Below are 19,520 nucleotides of genomic sequence, written 5' to 3'. Positions count from 1 at the left end.
TTCCTCCACAACCGCCCAGGCCTGGAGGCCCGTCCACAGTTCGCGACATCGGCCCGCTGGGCGGGTGGCCGGTCCGGCATTGCGGACGCGGCGTTGCGAGGTGGGTTCGACGTCGGCGACCTCGCGTGGGGTGACCTCGTCGCACCGGTGAACCGGCACAGCACGCTCTGGCTAGCGTGGCGGCATGGCAGTGCAGGAGATCTGGCTCGTCCGTCACGGCGAATCGGTCGCGAACGTCGCAGCGGCTCGGGCCGAGGCAGCGGGGGACGACGTCATCGACGTCGAGTTCCGCGACGCCGACGTCCCGCTCAGCCCGCTCGGCGCCGCCCAGTCACGTGCCCTCGGGCAGGAACTCGCCGACCGCGGGATGGACGACGTCCCCGTCGCGCTCTGGGTGTCGCCGTACCTCCGCGCACAGCAGACCATCGCCATCGCGCTCGAGGCAGCCGGGCTCGCCGAACCCCGCAAGCGTGTGGACGAGCGCCTGCGCGACCGCGAACTCGGCGTCCTCGACCTGTTGACCCTGCAGGGCGTCCGCAACCGGTACCCGGACGAGGAACGCCGCCGGCAGTGGCTCGGCAAGTACTACCACCGGCCCGCGGGCGGGGAGTCGTGGGCGGACGTGATGCTCCGGCTCCGGGCGCTCCTGGGTGACCTCGAGCGGGTCGACGGTGTCGAGCGCCTGGTGATCGCCGCGCACGACGCCGTGGTGATGCTCGCCGTCGCGGTGTGCCTCGACCTCGACGAGCCGGCACTCATGGAGTTCGCCCACACCCACGCGGTCGCCAACGCCTCCCTCACCCGACTCCGACGCGACGGCGCCGGGTCGCCGTGGGTCCTCGAGGAGTTCTCCTCGGTCGGACACCTGGACGACGACGAGGTCACTCAGCACACCGGCCGGAAGGACGACGAACATGTCCACTGAACCCGTCACCCCGAACTTCCTGCGTGACTGGCCGCTGCCCGAACCCGGTGCCGGCAAGTACGGCCGCGGGCAGGTGCTCGTCATCGGGGGTGCGGCTCGCACCCCGGGAGCCGCGCTGCTCTCGGCGCTCGCCGCACTCCGCGTCGGCGCCGGTCGCCTCACCCTGGCCGTCGGCCGGAGCGTCGCGAACGAGGTCGCGGTCGCCGTGCCCGAGTCCGGGGTCGAGCCCCTCGACGAGGACGAGGACGGGCACATCGCCGTCGGCGCGATCGAGGGCATCGCGGACAGCGCCTCGAGCGCCGATGCGGTGCTGGTCGGCCCGGGACTCGACGAACCGGACGGTTCCCGTGACCTCGTGGCCGGACTCGCCGACGTCGTCGGTCCGCGGACCACCGTCGTGCTCGACGCCTTCGCCCTCGGTGTCGCCGCCGACGTGCGGGACCGCCTCGAACCGCTGCGTGGACGGCTCGTGATGACGCCGAACTCCGGCGAGGCAGAACGCCTGCTCGGTCGGGAGTGCAGCGACGACGACGTGGCCGACGCCGTCGCGATCGCGAACCGGTTCGGTGCGGTCGTCGCCCTCGGTGACGCCATCGCGACACCGCACGGTCGTGCGTGGCTCAAGGGCACCGGCTCGGGTGGCCTCGGCACCAGCGGGAGCGGGGACGTGCTGTCCGGCGCGGTCACCGGGTTGCTCGCCCGCGGTGCCGATCCGGCACAGGCCGTGGCGTGGGCGTCGTACGTGCACGCTGCCGCCGGTGACCGGCTCGCGGTGCAGGTCGGACCACTCGGCTACCTGGCGAGCGAACTCGTGACCGAGATCCCGCGGGTCCTCGTCGAACTCGGAGCCTGAGCGCGCCCGGAACGACCCGCGGGACCGTCGTCGTGAACCGCATCCGCGCCTCCAGGCCTGGTGCGGGCGCGACCCTGCGCCCAGAACGAGCAATGCGTACAGCCGCACCCGCTGTTCCGCCGTCGTTCACCACCGGAGCACGGGCCGGAAACCGGCTGCGTCCACGATCGACCAGAACCCGGACACCCGGTCTGGCGCAGCACCCTCTCCCACCCGAAAGGCCCACCCGTGCAGCACAAGCGCACCCTGGCCGGCATCGCCCTGGCCGCCGCCGCAGTCGTCACCCTCGCCGGATGCTCCTCGACGAGCTCCGCCAGCACGAGCAAGGGCGACGCCGACTGGAAGACCACCACCAGCGCCCAGTCCGCCGGCGGCATGGACGCCCTGGTCAAGGCCGCCAAGGCCGAGGGCCAGCTCAACGTCATCACGCTCCCGCCGACGTGGGCCAACTACGGCAAGATCATCGACGGCTTCACCAAGAAGTACGGCATCAAGATCAACTCCGCGAACCCGAACGGCTCGAGCGCCGACGAGGTGGCAGCGGTCAAGTCGCAGAAGGGCCAGTCCACCGCCCCCGACGTGCTCGACCTCGGCAACGCCGTGCTGCAGGAGAACCTCGACCTGTTCGCCGACTACAAGGTCGCGAACTGGGACGACATCCCCACCAACCTGAAGGACAAGGACGGCGCCTGGACGCGCGACTACACCGGCCTGATGTCGATCGGGTACGACTCGTCGAAGATCTCCGACGCCCCGAAGGACATGACGGACCTGCTCGGTTCCGAGTACAAGGGCAAGGTCTCGATCGGCGGCGACCCGACGCAGGCCAACCAGGCCGCGTCCGCGGTGTACCTGGCGGCGCTGGAGAACGGCGGTTCGGCCGACGACATCACCAAGGGCGTCGACTTCTTCGGCAAGCTCAAGCAGGCCGGCAACTTCCAGAACGTGCTGCCGACGCAGGCCACCGTCGCCTCGGGTGAGACCCCGGTCGTCGTCCAGTGGTCGTACAACAACCTGGCCTGGGGTCCCGCCGCCGGCGGCTCGGGCAACAAGGACTGGAAGACCGTCGTCCCGAAGGGGCAGGCGCTCGGCTCGTACTACTCGCAGGCCATCAACAAGGACGCCCCGCACCCCGCGGCCGCCCGCCTGTGGGAGGAGTACATCGCCAGCCCCGAGGTCCAGAACCTGTACCTGCAGGCCGGCGCCTTCCCGTCCACCCTCGCCGCGCTGACGAAGTCGGGCAAGGTCGACCAGGACGCCCTCGACGCCGCCGGTGGTGCGCCGAAGGACTACGTCGAGCTGACCGACGCGCAGGTCGCCGCCGCCGCGAAGGTGCTCAAGGCCAAGTGGTCCTCGACGATGGGGTCCTGAGCAGCATGACCACCGCATCGGCAGACGCGCCCGCGACGGCGACGAGCGCCCCGAGCACTGCGCGCACGGCGTCCGCGGCGGCGCCCGCCGATGCCGTCCGACGCGGCGCCGGACCCCGTGTCCGGCGCCGCGTCGGCCTCGCCTGGCTGGGGCTGACCCCCTTCGCCGCCTACGTCCTGCTCTTCCTCGCCGTCCCCGCCGTGATCGCGATCGGCAGCGGGTTCTTCGACGGCTCCGGCGCGTTCACGCTCGCGAACCTCGCAGCCTTCGCCGACCCCTCGGTGCTGCAGGCGTTCGCCGGTTCCTTCGGCCTGTCCGCCGCCTCCGCGGTCATCGGCGCGGTGCTCGGCGCGGTCGTCTGCTGGGCGCTCTCGGCGCTGCGGCCGGACGGACTGGTCCGGTCGATGATCGACTCGGCGGCCAGCGTCCTCGCCCAGTTCGGCGGCGTCATGCTCGCGTTCGCGTTCATCGCCACGATCGGCGTGCAGGGACTCGTCACGACCTGGCTGGTCACGGTCTTCCACGTCGACCTCAACGCCGACGGGGCCTTCCTGTACACGGTGCCCGGGCTCGTGATCCCCTACGTCTACTTCCAGGTGCCGCTCATGGTCCTCACGTTCATGCCCGCCCTCGAGGGCGTCAAAGCGCAGTGGGGTGAGGCCGCGGCGACGCTCGGCGCCTCGCGCCTGACGTACTGGCGCCGCATCGCGTTGCCCGTGCTGGCGCCGGCGTTCTGGGGGTCGCTCCTGCTGCTCTTCGCGAACGGCTTCTCGTCGTACGCCACCGCCGCGGCCCTCATCTCCCAGGGCGGCATCGTGCCGCTCACCATCCGCACGCAGCTCACCAGCGAGACGATCGTCGGCCTGCAGAACGTCGCCGGGGTGCTCGCCTTCGGCATGGTCGTCGTGATGGCGGTCGTGATGGGCGCCTACTCGCTGCTGCAGCGCCGGGCCGCCAGGTGGCAGCGATGAGCGCCGCGGCTCCGGTGCGACCGGTGCGACCGGTGCGGCCGGTACGTCCCGCCCGGTCTGGAGGCTCGTCCCGCGTCCGCCGGTTCGGCACCGCCCCGTCCCGTGGCGCGGCAGCCATCGTGCTCACCGTGATCGGGCTCCTGTTCGCCGTCCCGCTGGTCGCGCTGCTGCAGTTCACTTTCCGGCAGGGCACGGACGGTGGGCTCACCCTCGCGCACTGGGCGGCGATCGGTGACCCGGCCAACGCCTTCACCTACCAGCCGGTGTTCGACGGGCTCGGGGCGTCGTTGCTCATCGCCGTGATCACCGTCGGGATCGTGCTGTTCGTGCTGCTGCCCGCCCAGATCATCACCGCGCTCCGCTACCCCAGGCTCCGGAGCGTCCTGGAGTTCGTCTGCATCGTGCCGATCACCGTGCCGGTCGTGGTGCTCGTCGTCGGGTTCATCCCCGTGTACCAGGTCGTCTCGCAGGTCTTCGGGTCCGGCTCGTGGACGCTGGCGTTCGCGATCGGCATCATCACGCTCCCGTTCGCGTTCCGCCCGATCGCGGCCGCCATCACGGCGACGGACCTGATCGTCCTGTCCGAGGCGGCCCGGTCGCTCGGCGCCTCGTGGTGGACCGTCACCTGGCGCGTGCTCCTGCCGAACCTGCGCCGGGGCATCACCGCCGCGTGCTTCCTGACGATCACCGTGGTCCTCGGCGAGTACACCCTCGCCTCGTTCCTCTCCCGCTCCACGTTCCAGACCGGGCTCGTCCTCGTGCAGGGGACCGACCCGTACGTCGCCGCCATCTTCTCGGTCGCCGCGCTCCTGTTCGGCTTCGTGCTGCTCGTCCTCATCGGCCGGATCGGGACCCGCCGCACCACCCGCGTCCGCCGCACCCGCACCACCCGTCGTCCCCGACTCGAGGAGTCCGCATGACCGTCACCGCCCCGGTAGCCCCGGCGTCCCTCGCCACCACCGGTGCCGTCGTCGAACTGCACGCCGTCGAGAAGCACTACGGCCCGCACCGGGCCCTCGCCGGACTGTCGCTCCGGGTCGAGCCGGGGGAGTTCGTCTCGCTCCTCGGTCCGTCCGGCTGCGGCAAGACGACCGCGCTCCGAGCACTCGCGGGCCTCGAGGCCATCGACGCGGGCTCCATCCGCATCGACGGCCAGGACGTCGCGGACACCCCGGTCAACAAGCGCGACATCGGCATGGTGTTCCAGCAGTACTCGCTGTTCCCGCACATGACGGTCCGGCAGAACGTCGCCTTCGGTCTCGAGATGCGCCGGGTCCCCGCCGCCGAGCGCAAGACCCGCGTCGTCGAGGCCCTCGACATGGTCCGCCTCGGCGAGTTCGCCGAGCGGTACCCGCACCAGCTCTCGGGTGGGCAGCAGCAGCGTGTCGCCCTGGCCCGAGCGCTCGTCACCCGGCCCCGTGTGCTCCTGCTCGACGAGCCGCTGTCGGCGCTCGACGCGAAGGTCCGGGTCTCACTGCGCGACGAGATCCGCCGCATCCAGAGCGACCTCGGCATCACCACCGTGTTCGTCACGCACGACCAAGAGGAAGCGCTCGCCGTCTCCGACCGGATCGCCGTGATGCAGGCGGGTGACATCGAGCAGATCGGCACGCCCGAGGAGCTCTACCGGACCCCGTCGTCGGCCTTCACCGCGGACTTCGTCGGGCAGTCGAACCGGCTGCAGGGCGACCTGCGCGGCGCGGACGTGTTCGTCTACGGGTTCCGCGTGCCGGCGCTCGACTCGTCGATCGCGGACGGACCGGTGCTCGCCTACGTCCGACCGGAGGACATCGCCTTCGCCGCCGAGGGCGTCACCGGCACCGTCGTCAGCTCGAGCTTCCTCGGGTCGATCCGCCGCACCACCGTCCGCCTGGACGACGACACCGTCGTGACCGTCCAGCACGAGGTCGGTGACCGCCGGGCCACCGGCGACCCCGTCGCCGTGCGCCTGCTCGGCGCACCCGTCGCCGTCGCGCCGCTCGCGTAGTCGCGAGGGCGACAGCTCCCGCAGGGCCTGCCAGGTCCCCTTTGCGGAAGCGACAGTTCGCTGCGGAACGTTCGCGGCACACTGTCGCTTCGGCGGGGTGGGCGCGACCGACGGGCGGACGGGAGGCCCGTGGCGGCCTGGCACCGCGCCTCCAGGCCGGTGAGGTCAGCGCTGGAAGCGCGCCTCGCGCTCGTCGGCAAGCCCGGCCTCGACGCGTGCGCGCATGTTCTCGGACATGTCGGGCAGTGCGTCGAGCCGGGCCCAGAACGCCTCGGTGTTCTCGCCGTCGGCGGGGTTCGGCGTGCCGGAGACGTACCGGCAGGCGAAGACCAGGTCGAGGTACTGCGAGCGGTCGCCGTTCGGGTAGGTCATCTCGGGCAGCACCTGGACCCACGCCAGGCGTTCGGCGACGGCGACGACGTCCGCTTCTTCCAGGACCTCGCGTTCGGCGGCGACGGCGGGCTCCTCGCCCGGGTCGACGATCCCGGTGACCGGGGTGTACGCACCGGTGTCGGCCCGCCGAACCACGAGCAGTTCGCGATCGGCGCCGGAGCCGCGGGTCACGATGGCGCTCACGCCCGACAGCCAGAGCGGCGCCGTGCCGATCTTCTCGCGCAGGGACAGGACGAAGTCGGGGGTCGGCATGCCTCCACGCTACCCACCCGACCCCTGTCGCAGACTGGTCATGACCAGTAGGCTGGTGGTGTGGAGATCATCATCCTGCCCACGCCGGACGAGGTCGGTCGCGTCGCCGCGGCCAAGATCGCGTCCGTCGTCGCCAAGAAGCCGTCCGCCGTCATCGGTCTCGCCACCGGATCCAGCCCGCAGGGCATCTACGCCGACCTGCGGCGCCGGGTGCAGGCTGGTGAGATCTCGTTCGCCGAGGCGCGTGGGTTCGCCCTCGACGAGTACGTCGGCATCCCGCTCGAGCACACCGAGTCCTACGCGGCCGTGATCGCCCGCGACGCCGTGGCCCCGCTCGGCTTCGACGCGTCGCGTGTGCGTGTGCCGGACGGCCGTGCCGCCGACCTGGAGTTCGCGGCCAAGGAGTACGACGCCGCGATCCGTGCCGCCGGTGGGATCGACGTGCAGATCCTCGGCATCGGAGCGAACGGCCACATCGGGTTCAACGAGCCGACGTCGTCGTTTGCCTCGCGCACCCGCATCAAGACCCTCGCGCCGTCGACCCGTGACGCCAACGCGCGCTTCTTCGACTCGCCCGAACAGGTCCCGACGCACTGCATGACGCAGGGGCTCGGCACCATCCTCGATGCCCGCGAGCTCGTCCTCGTCGCCCAGGGGCCGTCGAAGGCAGCGGCCGTCGCCGCCGCGGTCGAGGGGCCGCTCAGCTCCTTCGTGCCCGGTTCGGCCCTGCAGCTGCACGAGCACGCGACCGTCGTCGTCGACGAGGAAGCCGCCGCTGGGCTGCAGCTCGCCGACTACTACCGCTACACGTACGCGAACAAGCCGGCCTGGCAGCGGTTCGAGTAGGCGCTGCGCCCTTCGCTCCACTCACACGCCGGCGTCTTGCCCCGGCGCCGCCGAAGCGTCGAGACGCCGCCGAATCCCGCGGCGTCTCGACGATTGCAGGGCGTCGAACGCACACGCCGGCGTCTCGCGGCAGCCACACGCCGGCGTCTCGCGGCAGCCACACGCCGGTCGACGCAGCTCGGGTTCAGGCGCGGGCGGCTGCGGCCAGGCGGCTGAGTCCCTCGTCGAGGGTCTCCGCCGAGCAGCCGAAGTTCAGTCGCGCGAAGCCCCGGCCCTGCCGTCCGAACGCCGGGCCGGAGCCGAGCGCCACCTTCGCCCGGTCGACGAGCTCCGCTGCGGGATCGTCGCCCCACGGCAGCGCCCGCAGGTCGAGCCACGCCAGGTACGACGCCTGCGGCTGCCGGTACTCGGCGCCGGGCAGCACGTCGCCGATCCGCTCGGCCAGGGTGCGCCGGTTCGCCGCGAGCTCGGTGAGCAGTGACGCCAGCCACGGTCCGCCCTCGCTGAAGGCCGCGACGCTCGCCGTGTAGCCGAGGATGCCGGTGCGCTCGACGACCTCGGTCGGCAGGCCGTCGAACCACGCGCGGGCCCGCTCCGAGGCGCCGATCATCATCGCGCACTTCGTGCCGGCGAGGTTCCAGGCCTTGCTCGCGCTCGTCAGGGCGACGCCGAGCGACGCGGCCTCGGGGCAGGACTCCAGGAACGGCGTGAACACCGCGTCGGCGTGCACGAGCGGCGCGTGGATCTCGTCGGACACCACGACGGCGTCCCACTCGGCGGCCAGCTTCGCGAGTGCGACGAGCGACTCGCGGTCGTGCACCAGGCCGAGGGGGTTGTGCGGGTTGCAGAGCAGCACCGTGCGGGCTCCGTCGGCGAACGCCTGCGCGAGGCCGTCGAGGTCCATCCGCCAGCCGGCCGTGGTGTCGAAGGGGTCGGCCGGGCCCGCGGGGGCGAGCAGCGGGACCTCGGTGACGGTGCCGCCGGCCTCGGACACGTACTCCCAGAACGGCGGGTACACGGGCGGCATGATGACCACCTGGTCACCCGGCTCGATGACCCGGCGCAGCACCTCGACCGCAGCGACCGACACGTCCGTGGTGGTGCGGACCAGGTCGGGGTCGACCCGCCACGCCCACCGGCTCTCGGCGAAGTCGGCGAACGCCTCGGGCAGGGCCCGTCCGTGCCCGACGTACCCGGTGTCGCCGTTCGTCACCGCCGTGACCAGGGCGTCGCGGATCGGTTCGGCGAGCATGCTGTCCATCTCGGCGACGAACATGGGGAGCACGTCCGGCGGGTAGGCCGTGTACTTCTCGCTCGTGCGGGACCGGTACGCATCGAAGACGGACACCATGACGCTCATGCGCCCATCCTGACAGCGACCCCCGCGGGGCGCGAGGGTCGGGCGGCGCGCGGGGCCGCGTCCGACGCCGGACCCGACGTGAACAGCGGGAGAGCGATCGGTGACTCGGGCGGCGTCCCCCGTCCGAGGGGGCTAGCGTCACCGATGTGAACCGATCTCGCGTGCACCGTCGCCCGCTCGTCCGTCCGTTCCCGCTCGCCGCGGTGGCCGCGATCGCCGCCCTGGTGGGAACGGGGATCGTCGCCGCGCCCGCTGTGGGCTCGCCCTCGGCACAGGCCGGGCGGACCGTCAGCGATCCTGCGCGGTACGTCGACCCCTTCATCGGCACGAGCAACAACGGCAACACCTGGCCGGGTGCCACGGCGCCGTTCGGGATGATGCAGTGGAGTCCCACGGGCACCGCGGGTGACCAGACGTCGACCCCGGTCGCGAACGGGTACTCGTACGACGTGAACCGCTTGCGTGGCTTCAGTCTGACGCACCTGAACGGCGCCGGGTGCGCTCCGGGTGCAGCCGGCGACGTGCCGATCATGCCGGTCACCACCCCGGTCACGACCTCGCCGTCGGCAGACTCGAAGGACGCCGTCTACGCCGCCGGGTACTCGCACGACCAGGAGTCGGCGAGCCCCGGCCGCTACGGCGTGACGCTCGACAACGGCGTCCGCACCGACCTCGCCGTGACCACGCGTGCCGGCGTCGGTGCGTTCACGTTCCCGGCGGGCAAGGACGCGAACCTGCTGTTCCGCACCTCGAACTCGATCAACGGCAGCGAGGCCGCGGTCACCCGCGTCGACCCCCGCACCCGCACCGTCAGCGGCAGCGTCCTGACCGGCGGCTTCTGCAGCCGCCGCGCGAACGGCGGCGGCGCCACCAACCCGGACCGTCGCAGCTACTACCGCCTCTACTTCACCGCGACCTTCGACACGGCGTTCGCGAGCACCGGCACCTGGAAGGACGGCACGGTCCAGCCTGGAGGCACGTCCTCCTCCGGTGGGGAGGGCTACCTGACCGGCGCCGACCGCGCCGGACGCGGCTCCGGCGCGTGGGTCGGGTTCGATGCGCGTCGCGGAGCGACGGTGCAGGCGAAGATCGGTATCTCGTACGTGAGCGCGGCCGGGGCGGTCGCGAACCGTGACGGCGAGGTGACCGGGCGCTCGACCGTCGCCAGCGTCGCGGCCGGCACACGGGCCTCCTGGAACCGTGAACTGTCGCGCCTGCGCGTCGGTGGCGGCACGGCGGACCGCACCACCCAGCTCTACACGTCCGTCTACCACGCACTCATGCAGCCGAACACGCTGAACGACCGCGACGGGCGCTACCTCGGGCCGGACCTGCGGGTGCACCGGATGGACCGCGGACACCGGGCCGTCTACGGCACGTACTCCGGGTGGGACCAGTACCGGGCGCAGATCCAGCTGCTCGCCCTGCTGCGGCCGGACGTCGCCGGGGACATGGCGCAGTCGATGCTGCGCTTCGCCGAGCAGAACGGCGGGGTGTGGGACCGGTGGCTGCACCTCGGAGCGCCGACGCACGTGATGACCGGCGACCCCTCGGCCGCGACGCTCGCCACCTGGTACGCCATGGGCGTCCGGAACTTCGACGTCCGGGCCGCCTACGCCTCCCTCAAGCGCCAGGCGACGGTCGAGAACGCGGACGCCGAGAGCGACGTCGGGTGCCCCGGACAGTGCCTGTCGCAGCGGCCCGCGCTCGACGAGTACCTGGACCGGCAGTACGCCGCGAACGACGACTGCGCCTGCTGGGGTGGTGCGGCCGAGACCCTCGAGGACTCGATCTCCGACAGCGCGCTCGGGTACTGGGCAGGCGCACTCGGACTGCACTCCGATGCCCGGATGTTCGCCGCTCGTGGTGGGTACTGGAAGAACACCTTCAACGCGGCGGTCGGCCACCAAGCCGCTCGGCAGGCCGACGGATCGTGGACGCCGGGCTGGTCGCCCTCGACCGGCACCGGGTTCGCGCAGGGCACCAGTGCGCAGTACACCTGGCTCGTGCCGCAGGACGTGCGGGGGCTGTCGAGCGCGCTCGGTGGTGACGACGCCGCCGTCGCACGGCTCGACGACTTCTTCCACGACGCCTCGGGCAACTGGGCCGTCACGGGCGGGGACGCCACGAAGTTCGACCCGACGAACGAACCCGACATCCACACACCCTGGATGTACAACGCACTCGGCACGCCCTGGAAGACGCAGGAGACCGTGCGCCGGGTCGTGGACGACGCCTACTCGACCGGCCCCGGTGGGCTTCCGGGCAACGACGACCTCGGCACGATGAGCGCCTGGTACGTCTTCGCCTCGATCGGGCTGTTCCCGCAGACACCCGGGCGAGCGGAGATGCTCATCGGCAGCCCGACGTTCAACACGGTCGACATCCGACGCTCCAGCGGCGAGCGGCTCGTCATCCGGTCCTCGGGGACCGAGCCGTACGTGCAGGGGGCGCGGTTGAACGGGTGGACCCACGAGCGGTCGTGGGTGCCGGCGTCGTTCGTGACGCGTGGCGGCACCCTGTCGCTGCGGGTGGGCAACTCGGCGGACACGGGCTGGGCGAGCGGCGAGCGGGGGCGCCCGATCGACCACTGAACACCCCTTGACACACCGTACTTCAGCGGTGATATGTTGACCTCCTCGGGGAACACGAGGGGGCACCATGGGGGATCTGACGGTCGATCTGCCGACCATGCAAGCGGTCGCGCGAGCGGCGGGGCGAGCGGTCACTGACCTGCATCCCGAGCGACCGTTGTCCGGTTCGGACGGCGGTGCGTTCGGCTCAGGGGTGGTCGCATCCGCGTTCATCACATCGTCCTCGGCCCACGATGCGATGATCCGTTCGCTCGGCGACGACGCGGACACACTCCGTGCGTACGTGACCACCGCCGCCGAAGCAGTCCTGCGGGCGGACGCCGACCTCGCCCGGCGGGTCCGGTGAGCGCGGACCCCGTCGCGGGCGATCCGGACGGCATCCAGCGGATCGCCCGAAGGCACGAAGACCGCTCGGACGCGGTCCGTGACGGCGCCCGGCACGTGCTCGTCGCTGCCGAGCACGCCGCCTCGGGCTGGGCGGGGCGGGCACAACAACAGTTCCTCGTGGCGGCAGCGGCGATGCCGGCGAGTGCGCATCGCGTCGCGGCGAGGCTGGACGCGGCGTCGGCTGCACTCGCCACCTACGCGCGCCAGGTGCGGGAGATCCAGGACGACGCCGCGAGCCTGCAGACGACGCGGCGGAACACCGCGGACGACATCGCGGCCAACGACCGAGCGATCCGCGACGCGACCGCGGTGGCATCCGGACCGGACGCGGTCGAGTCGGATCGGGCACTCCTGCAACAGCTGCAGCACAGCGGCGAGTGGCTGGCCGGGCTGGACGCTCGGCTGTCGGCGCAGTGGGACGAGCTCGTCGCCCGCCGGGCCGCAGCTGACCGAGCGGCGGCCGCTGCGCTCGAGGACCGCTCGGTGCTCGGCAAGCTGGTCTCCGCCGCGGTCGTGTCCGCGATGAGCGACGGGCAGTTCCTCACGTGGCTCGCCACCCTCGATCCGGAGAGCATCGCTGCGCTCGGTGGCGACTGGCGGGTCGCGAAGCGGCTCGCCGGCATCGACGCGGCGCAGGTCGCCGGGTGGTGGCAGGCGATGTCGGGCGTCGACGGTGCGCCGTCCGCGGCCCAGCGGGCGTTCGTCGCGGCGATGCCGGCGGTCATCGGCAACCTGAACGGTGTCGCCTCCTGGGCGCGGGCACGGGCGAACACGACGGTCTTGGCCGACCGGTTCGCACACGCACGGCGGCAGGTGCGCCACTGGCGCGAGCTGCACGACGCCGCCCGGAACCCCGCCGACGCGGCCGCAGCGCGCGAGCAGCTGCTCGTCTGGGAACGGCAGCGTGACGCCTACCGGAACATCCAGGACACCCTCGCGACGACGCCGGTCTCACTGGTGGCACTCGTCGACGACCGTCCACCGCTCGCGCAGATCGTCGCGGGTGACCTCGACCGTGCCACGCACGTCAGCGTCATCGTGCCGGGCATGAACACCGCGACCTACCAGGACGGCACGGTGCAGGACTACAGCGCGATCGCCCGCGGGATGCGTCGTGAGGAGGCCCGTGTGGCTGGGATCCGCCGCAGTGACATCGCCGTCGTGTCCTGGATCGGCTACCATCCGCCGATGGCCGACGACCCGTCGTTCCGGACCGTCCTGGCGGACGACCGAGCGCGAGCGGGCGCCGAGCGACTCGTCGCCGACCTCGACGGGTTCCACGCGGCGCGAGCGGCTGCCGGGCGGGACGCCGACCTGACCGTCATGGGGCACTCCTACGGCACGACCGTGGCGACGATCGCCCTGACGAAGACGCACGCCGACCACGTGGTGCTGCTCGGCTCGGCCGGCGTGACGGACGCCGTACCGAACGCGTCCGCGCTGCACGTGCCCGAGGGGCAGGTCTTCGCCACCCAGGGCGCGAAGGACGGCTGGGCCGTCACCGGGCAGAACCTGTCCGGTCGCCGTGACCCGACCGAGTCCACGTGGGACGCGCACGAGTTCAGCTCCGAGACCGAGGGTCGTGGGTCGGACACCCGGCACGGCGTCACCCGCCACGGGCCGTACGACGGCGATGACGACGACGGCCGGTACTCGTACTTCGACGACGGGACCACCGCCCAGCACAACGCTGCACGAGCGGCGATGGGACACGGGGACGAGATCCCCGAGCGGGGCGGCCCCTTCGACCGGATGCGGCAGCAGACCAAGGACGACTGGCTCATGTACGGCTGGCAGACCGGGGGCACCGGTGACCCCACGCTCTGAACCGCGGGGCGCCGCACTCGCCGGAGCCCTGGTGGTCACCGCACTCCTGACCGGGTGCACCGGCCCCGCCCCGGACTCCCCGATCCAGAAGGACACGTCGATGAACGTCGAACAGTCGCACCAGGACGTCCTGGACATCTTCGCCGCCGTGCGCTCGGTCGTCGGGCAGGACGGTTGGGGTGACGAGGACCCCGGGTGGAACCTCTGCGGAAGTGATGGCGAGGACGCTGCGCAGTACACCTACGCGAGCACTCGGCGGCTCCCGCTTCCTGGTACAGCCGATCAGGTCGCCGAGCGGGTCACCCGGGCCCTCGCAGCGATCGGGTACGAAGGTGCGCGTGTTCAGCACGACACGGAACTCACGCCGGAGCGGACGGTCATCAGCTACCCGAAGGGGTACCTCGGCGGCACGGCAGGGGACGGTTTCGCCGTCCTGTTCCAGGCGTACGAGTCCCACGCGGACGTGACCATCTACGGGCACTGCGTCCCGGGCCGGGCCCCGAGGTTCGGTGAGCCCCTCAACCCCCGCCCGACCGACCTGCCGTGACGGGTTCGAGCGAGCCGTCTACGCCGTGTTCGCTTCAGCGCAGCTCGCGCCCGCCGCCCCAGACGCGCTCGACCTCGAGCGACGGCGACAGCGCCACCAGGTCCGCGGCGAACCCCGGCGCCAGCCGACCCAGGCGGTTGCCGAGCCCGAGCGCGCCGGCCGGCACGCTCGTCAGCGCCGCCACGGCCTCGGGCAGGGTCCGCCCGGCGAGCGAGACCGCGTTGCGGAGCGCCACGTCCTGCGTCAGTGTCGATCCCGCGATGGTCTCGGTCCCCGCGACGTGTGCGACGCCGTCGGTCACCGTGACGTCGAGCGACCCGAGTCGGTACGAGCCGTCCGCGGCGCCGGCAGCACCCATCGCATCGGTGATCAGTGCGACACGACCCGGCGTCGCCCGGAAGAGCGTGTCCGCCACGACCGGGTGCACGTGCACGCCGTCCAGGATGAGTTCGAGCGTCACGCGGTCGTCCGCCACGGCAGCGCCGATCGGTCCCGGCGCGCGGTGGTGCAGGCCGGGCATCGCGTTGCACGCGTGGGTCAGGATCGTCGCGCCGGCGTCGAAGGCGGCCCGGGCCTGGTCGTACGTGCCGACCGTGTGGCCGACGGCGACCGTGACACCGGCTTCGACGAACCGACGGACGGCGTCGAGCGCACCCGGCAGCTCGGGCGCGATGGTGACCTGGCGGATGACGCCCTCGCCCGCTTCGAGCAACGCGTCGACCGCAGCGGGCGTCGGGTCGATCAGGAACGACTCGTTGTGGGCGCCCTTGTTGTGCGGGGACAGGAACGGCCCCTCCAGGTGCACGCCGAGCACGAGTGGGTCGGTCGCCATGACGGCACGGACGTGGGTCAGCGACGCCACGAGCGCGGGGACCGGGTTCGCGACGAGCGACAGGACGGAACGGGTCGTGCCGTGCGCGCGGTGCATCGCGAGCGAGCCGTCGAACGAGTCGTCCTCGTACGCCTCGGTCGCCCCACCGTGCCCGTGCAGGTCCACGAACCCGGGCGTCAGGACCCGGTCGACCAGGTCGACGACCTGGTCGGCCGCGGGGGCCTCGGGGCCGGAGCCGGTCGCGTGGATCGTGTCACCGACGACCAGGACCCAGCCGTCGGCCGTGGTGCCGGCCGCGTCGACGACGCGGGCCGCGCGGACCAGCGTGCGCTGGGCCTCCCGGCCGGTCTGGAGGCCCGTGGCGGTCATGCGGTCTCCTTGCGGAACGCGATCACGCCGCTCAGGGCGGCGATCACGATGAAGACGATCCCGACGACCGGGTGGCCGATGGAGATCCAGGTCGCGCCTGCGGCGACGACCAGGGCGACCTCGACGATGGTCTTGCCGACGATGTCGGTCTCGATCGGGGAGCGCGGTGAGCGGAAGAAGTACCAGACGACCGTGGCGAACAGTGGGGCGCCGACCATGAACAGGTAGCCGGGGAGTGGGAGCTGCCACGACCAGTAGCCCCAGAAGGCCAGGGACAACAGCCCGAACACCATCACGGCGATGCGCAGGACCTTCCAGGCCTCGAACCGCGGTCGCGGCTGCCGGACGGCTGCCGGGTCGGGGACCGATTCCCAGTCGACGGGGGACTGCGGGGCGTTGGTCATGGTGCTGCCTACTTGAAGATGATGGTGCGGGCGCCGTCGAGCAGGACGCGGTCCTCGGCGATCCAGCGCACCGCCTGGGTGAGCGTGCGGGACTCCTCGTCCTGCCCGATGGACACCAGCTCGGCCGGTTCCTTGGTGTGGTCGACGCGGACGACGTTCTGCTCGATGATCGGGCCCTCGTCGAGGTCGCTCGTGACGAAGTGCGCGGTCGCGCCGATGAGCTTCACCCCGCGGGCGTGCGCCTGCCGGTACGGGTTCGCGCCCTTGAAGCCGGGCAGGAACGAGTGGTGGATGTTCACGGCACGGCCCTCGAGCGCGGCGCAGAGTCCGGGCGACAGGATCTGCATGTAGCGGGCGAGGACGACGAGCTCGATGTCGTGCTCCTCCACCGCCTGCAGCACGCGCCGCTCCATCTGCTCCTTCGACTCGGCGTCGGTGACCGGACGGTGCTCGAACGGCACGGAGTAGAACGCGGCGAGCTCGGACAGGTCCGCGTGGTTCGACAGCACGAGGGGCACCTCGATCGGCAGCTGTCCGCCGCGCTGCCGGTAGAGCAGGTCGTTGAGGCAGTGACCGGCCTTCGACACGAGCACGAGGGTGCGCAGCGGACGACCGACGACGTCGAGCTGGACGCGGGCGTCGTAGCGGGTGGCGACGGGCGCGAGTGCTGCCTCGAAGGCGGCGCGGTCGACCGGCGCCATCACCTGCAGGCGCATGAAGAACGTGTTGGTGTCGGCGCTGGAGAACTGCTGCGACTCGGTGATGTTGCCCTGGGCGGCGACGATCGCTCCGGAGACGGCGTGCACGATCCCGGGCTGGTCGTCGCAGACGAGCGTCAGGGTCCAGTGCGTGGGGGTCGGGTCGGTCACCGGATCAGGGTACCGGCCGCGGGGGAGGTGCTTCGTGAGCACGAATGGTCGAGTGCGCCGCGGCGACTCGACCATTCGTGCTCACGAAGCGTCAGCGCCGGTGCGCGAGCAGGCGGCGGACGAAGGAGACCTCCAAGCACAGGGCCAGGACCGTCGCGGCGATGCCGATGCCGACGGACGCGGAACCCCGGTCGGCGTTGACGATCGCCGCGATCGGGATGCCGATGCAGAGGATGCCGCAGATCACCACGTTCCAGATCGCGCCTGCCGTGGTGTCACTGCTGAACCCGCCGCTGAGCAGAAGACGTCGGGTGCGGGGGTGCGAGCCGTCGTCTTCTGCTCACTCGGCGTCGGGCGAGGCTTCCGATGTCGGTCAGGGAACGGCGGACCCGTCGTCGCCCGCGTCCGGCTCGAGCAGCGGGAGCAGGGTCGCCGAGATCAGTTCCGCACCGTCGCCGAACCACGCGTTGCTCGCCCGGACGATCGGGTGGGCGCGTGCCAGCAGCGCCTCGCCCTGGTCGGTCAGTCGCATCCGGGAGGCCCGTCCCCGGCCCGGTGCGGCGCCCCGCTCCACGAGTCCCCGCGTCGAGAGCCCCCCGACGAGCGTCGTCATGCTCTGCGGTCGGACGCCGACCGCGCGCGCCAGGTCGGCCTGGCTGAGCTCGCCGGCCGCTGCGAGCTGGATGAGCGCGCCGAACTCGACGGGCGTCAACCCGAGCGGCGCCAGCTCGGCCGCGAGTCGGCGGGAGAGCGTCCGTGCGGCCCGGATGACCGTCCACGCCACGATGCCGTCGACGTCGTCGCGCGGGGCTGGGAGTTCCTGGGGCACGGGGCGATCGTACCGGCGTACGTTCTGGTATCAGGAAACTGATACCAGAACGGGTCAGTGGGACGAGGAGCAGACATGGGCGAGATCGTGGCGGTCACCGGCGTGACCGGGGACGTCGGCGGCAAGACCGCGGAGCTGCTGCGGGCGGCAGGGGTGACGGTCCGCGCAGTGGTCCGACGCCCCGAGCAGGTCGACGCGCTCCGGGCACGCGGCATCGACGGTCGCCTGGCCGACCTGGACGACGAGGACGCGCTCACCGCGGCGCTCGACGGGGCCGACCGCTTCTTCCTCGTGACGCCTGTCAGCCAGCGGCAGCGGGAGCAGGGCGCCAGCGGGGTCCGAGCGGCACAGCGGTCCGGGGTCGGACGGATCGTGCAGCTGTCGGGCGGAGACGCCGCCGAGCACTCCCCGATGTCGTGGGCGAGCGCCGCCTGGCACACCGACCGGCTGGTGCGCGAGAGCGGGCTGGCGTGGACGATCCTGCACCCCTCGTCGTTCATGACGAACGTGCAGCCCTCGGCACCGGCGATCCGACGGGGGTGGTTCCCGCACACCACGGGCCGCGGGGTGATCGGCTGGATCGACACCGAGGACATCGCCCGGACGGCGGCGCTGGTGCTGACCGAGGACAGCCACGACGGCACCGAACCGGTGCTCACCGGCCCGGACCTGCTCGATGCGCGGGGTGTCGCCGCCGCGCTCGCCGAAGGGCTCGGCCGACCCGTGCGCCCCCTGCACCTGCCGAGCCGGGTCTACGCCGCTGTGCTGCGCCTGAGCGGGGTGCCCGCCTGGCAGGCCGAGGGGCTCCGGCAGCAGTTCGGCCGGGTCGTCCGCCGCGGCCTCGACGGCGTCGACGTGATGAGCGCCGACGTCCTGCGCATCACCGGCACCGCACCGCGGAGCCTGGCCGACTGGGCGCGAGCCCACCGCGACGACCTGCTGGGGTGACCCGTCGCGCCGGAGGTGATCCGGGCCTCCAGGCCGTGGGCCGTCAGCGCGACGTGAGCGTGACGACCAGGTGTTCCTGTACGAAGCCGAGCCAGTCGTAGACGTCGCGCAGGCCGACGCCCGCGTCGGCCTCGACCGAGCGCTCCTCGTCGTCGGCGTCCTCGATGCCCAGCCGGTCGGCGATCGTCAGCCGCAGGTCGGTGAGGGTGCGGAGCCACGCCTGCTCGTCCTCGGCGTCGAGCGAACCGTCGCGGGTGCCCGTCAGCCACTCGTGCACGATCGAGGCGTTCGTCGTCTTCTGCGTGAGCAGGTCGGACTGCGTGTACTTCCGGAACTCTGCGCTCGCCTCGTCGTCACCGGGGTAGGCGTCCGGGAACATCCGCTCGCTGATCGGGTCGGCGGACAGGTCGCCGCCGAGCACCTGCCGCAGCTGCTCGGTGAGCGAGGCGAGCAGGTCGCGCTCGCCGGAGGACAGGCCGAGGTGGACGCCGTCGGCGCGGCGGACGAACGGGATCACGCTTCGGGGGCCTTGTCGACGGTCGCCTGCAGGCCGTAGCCGTGCATCGACTGGACGTGGGCCTCCATCGACTCGCGCGGGCCCGTTGCCACGATCGCGCGGCCGTCGTCGTTCACCTGGTGCATGAGCCGCTCGGCCTGCGCGCGCGAGAACCCGAAGTGCTGCTGGAAGACGTAGGTGACGTAGGACATCAGGTTGACCGGGTCGTCCCAGACCACGGTGACCCACGGGGTGTCCGCCCGTGCACCGGTCCGTTCGTCCGTGGTGGTCCGTTCGTCCACGTCGGGCGAGAGCAGCGTCATGCATCCAGGGTGACACAGGGCGGGGTCGCTCGGTACGATCGTCACGTCGCGACTGGCGTTGGATGGGTCACCATCAGGGAGCGACAAAGACACGGTGCGCGGCCGTACGCCTGGGCTGCACCGACCGACCGTCCGAG

The 19,520-nt window shown here is 72.0% G+C and carries 20 protein-coding genes and 1 riboswitch; of the genes, 11 read left to right on the top strand and 9 right to left on the bottom strand.

The window, feature by feature from the left end:
- Window positions 1-184: 184 nt before the first annotated feature.
- The 6 genes from H489_RS33025 to H489_RS33000 all read left to right on the top strand — a co-directional run bounded on the left by H489_RS33025 (window position 185) and on the right by H489_RS33000 (window position 6,107).
- Complete coding sequence (locus tag H489_RS33025) at window positions 185-925, top strand: histidine phosphatase family protein (RefSeq protein ID WP_017888128.1); 741 nt, start codon at window positions 185-187, stop codon at window positions 923-925.
- On the top strand, window positions 915-1,778 hold the full coding sequence (locus H489_RS33020) for an NAD(P)H-hydrate dehydratase (RefSeq protein WP_017888127.1): 864 nt from the start codon (window positions 915-917) through the stop codon (window positions 1,776-1,778). Before H489_RS33025 ends, H489_RS33020 begins: the two co-directional genes overlap by 11 nt.
- 228 nt (window positions 1,779-2,006) lie before the next feature.
- Window positions 2,007-3,149, top strand: coding sequence for an ABC transporter substrate-binding protein (locus tag H489_RS33015; protein ID WP_017888126.1), 1,143 nt, complete (start codon window positions 2,007-2,009; stop codon window positions 3,147-3,149).
- 5 nt (window positions 3,150-3,154) lie between these two features.
- Complete coding sequence (locus H489_RS33010; protein ID WP_031260253.1) at window positions 3,155-4,120, top strand: ABC transporter permease; 966 nt, start codon at window positions 3,155-3,157, stop codon at window positions 4,118-4,120.
- The gene (locus tag H489_RS33005; RefSeq protein ID WP_017888124.1) at window positions 4,117-5,040 is read left to right on the top strand and encodes an ABC transporter permease; all 924 of its coding nucleotides are present in this window, start codon (window positions 4,117-4,119) and stop codon (window positions 5,038-5,040) included. Before H489_RS33010 ends, H489_RS33005 begins: the two co-directional genes overlap by 4 nt.
- Entirely contained in the window at window positions 5,037-6,107 is a 1,071-nt protein-coding gene (locus tag H489_RS33000; protein WP_017888123.1) for an ABC transporter ATP-binding protein, read from the top strand. The genes H489_RS33005 and H489_RS33000 overlap by 4 nt, the downstream gene beginning before the upstream one ends.
- Window positions 6,108-6,272: 165 nt before the next feature.
- Here H489_RS33000 and H489_RS32995 read toward each other — a convergent pair whose 3' ends face one another.
- Window positions 6,273-6,752, bottom strand: coding sequence for an NUDIX hydrolase (locus H489_RS32995; protein ID WP_017888122.1), 480 nt, complete (start codon window positions 6,750-6,752; stop codon window positions 6,273-6,275).
- Window positions 6,753-6,812: 60 nt separating this feature from the next.
- On the opposite strand from H489_RS32995, the gene nagB reads away from it, so the two are divergent.
- A complete protein-coding gene (gene nagB / locus H489_RS32990) occupies window positions 6,813-7,598 on the top strand; it encodes a glucosamine-6-phosphate deaminase (protein ID WP_017888121.1) in 786 nt (261 codons plus the stop codon).
- Window positions 7,599-7,782: 184 nt separating this feature from the next.
- Here nagB and H489_RS32985 read toward each other — a convergent pair whose 3' ends face one another.
- Window positions 7,783-8,958, bottom strand: a complete 1,176-nt coding sequence (locus tag H489_RS32985; protein WP_017888120.1) for a MalY/PatB family protein — start codon at window positions 8,956-8,958, stop codon at window positions 7,783-7,785.
- Between the two features lie 146 nt (window positions 8,959-9,104).
- On the opposite strand from H489_RS32985, the gene H489_RS32980 reads away from it, so the two are divergent.
- From H489_RS32980 to H489_RS32965, 3 genes are all read left to right on the top strand, one after another.
- Window positions 9,105-11,552 (top strand): GH92 family glycosyl hydrolase, encoded by a 2,448-nt coding sequence (locus H489_RS32980; RefSeq protein WP_200860530.1) that lies wholly within the window; start codon window positions 9,105-9,107, stop codon window positions 11,550-11,552.
- A 342-nt stretch (window positions 11,553-11,894) separates the two neighbouring features.
- On the top strand, window positions 11,895-13,766 hold the full coding sequence (locus tag H489_RS32970; protein ID WP_017888117.1) for an alpha/beta hydrolase: 1,872 nt from the start codon (window positions 11,895-11,897) through the stop codon (window positions 13,764-13,766).
- Complete coding sequence (locus H489_RS32965) at window positions 13,750-14,313, top strand: hypothetical protein (RefSeq protein ID WP_235045692.1); 564 nt, start codon at window positions 13,750-13,752, stop codon at window positions 14,311-14,313. The genes H489_RS32970 and H489_RS32965 overlap by 17 nt, the downstream gene beginning before the upstream one ends.
- 34 nt (window positions 14,314-14,347) lie before the next feature.
- On the opposite strand, the gene nagA is transcribed toward H489_RS32965, so the two are convergent.
- The 5 genes from nagA to H489_RS37030 form a co-directional block, all read right to left on the bottom strand.
- Entirely contained in the window at window positions 14,348-15,514 is a 1,167-nt protein-coding gene (nagA, locus tag H489_RS32960; protein WP_017888115.1) for an N-acetylglucosamine-6-phosphate deacetylase, read from the bottom strand.
- On the bottom strand, window positions 15,511-15,918 hold the full coding sequence (locus H489_RS0119680; RefSeq protein ID WP_017888114.1) for a YrdB family protein: 408 nt from the start codon (window positions 15,916-15,918) through the stop codon (window positions 15,511-15,513). The genes nagA and H489_RS0119680 overlap by 4 nt, the downstream gene beginning before the upstream one ends.
- Window positions 15,919-15,926: 8 nt before the next feature.
- Entirely contained in the window at window positions 15,927-16,787 is an 861-nt protein-coding gene (gene purU, locus H489_RS32955; RefSeq protein WP_031260247.1) for a formyltetrahydrofolate deformylase, read from the bottom strand.
- Between the two features lie 91 nt (window positions 16,788-16,878).
- Window positions 16,879-17,034, bottom strand: coding sequence for a hypothetical protein (locus tag H489_RS38350; RefSeq protein ID WP_017888112.1), 156 nt, complete (start codon window positions 17,032-17,034; stop codon window positions 16,879-16,881).
- Window positions 17,035-17,160: 126 nt separating this feature from the next.
- Window positions 17,161-17,616 (bottom strand): MarR family winged helix-turn-helix transcriptional regulator, encoded by a 456-nt coding sequence (locus H489_RS37030; RefSeq protein ID WP_017888111.1) that lies wholly within the window; start codon window positions 17,614-17,616, stop codon window positions 17,161-17,163.
- A gap of 75 nt (window positions 17,617-17,691) precedes the next feature.
- Between H489_RS37030 and H489_RS32945 the strand changes: the two genes are divergently transcribed.
- Entirely contained in the window at window positions 17,692-18,564 is an 873-nt protein-coding gene (locus tag H489_RS32945; protein ID WP_017888110.1) for an NAD(P)H-binding protein, read from the top strand.
- Window positions 18,565-18,607: 43 nt separating this feature from the next.
- Here the strand turns inward: H489_RS32945 and H489_RS32940 are convergent, their stop codons facing one another.
- Together H489_RS32940 and clpS are read right to left on the bottom strand one after the other, a co-directional pair.
- On the bottom strand, window positions 18,608-19,081 hold the full coding sequence (locus H489_RS32940; RefSeq protein ID WP_017888109.1) for a DUF2017 family protein: 474 nt from the start codon (window positions 19,079-19,081) through the stop codon (window positions 18,608-18,610).
- Window positions 19,078-19,383 (bottom strand): ATP-dependent Clp protease adapter ClpS, encoded by a 306-nt coding sequence (gene clpS / locus H489_RS32935; RefSeq protein WP_017888108.1) that lies wholly within the window; start codon window positions 19,381-19,383, stop codon window positions 19,078-19,080. The genes H489_RS32940 and clpS overlap by 4 nt, the downstream gene beginning before the upstream one ends.
- A 38-nt stretch (window positions 19,384-19,421) precedes the next feature.
- Window positions 19,422-19,506: riboswitch (ZMP/ZTP riboswitch) on the top strand.
- Window positions 19,507-19,520 lie beyond the last annotated feature (14 nt).

Origin of the sequence: Curtobacterium flaccumfaciens UCD-AKU (assembly GCF_000349565.1) — a bacterium.
Classification (GTDB): domain Bacteria; phylum Actinomycetota; class Actinomycetes; order Actinomycetales; family Microbacteriaceae; genus Curtobacterium; species Curtobacterium poinsettiae.
Note: the sequence above shows the minus strand (reverse complement) of the source record. Positions and strands in the feature narration are given on the sequence as shown.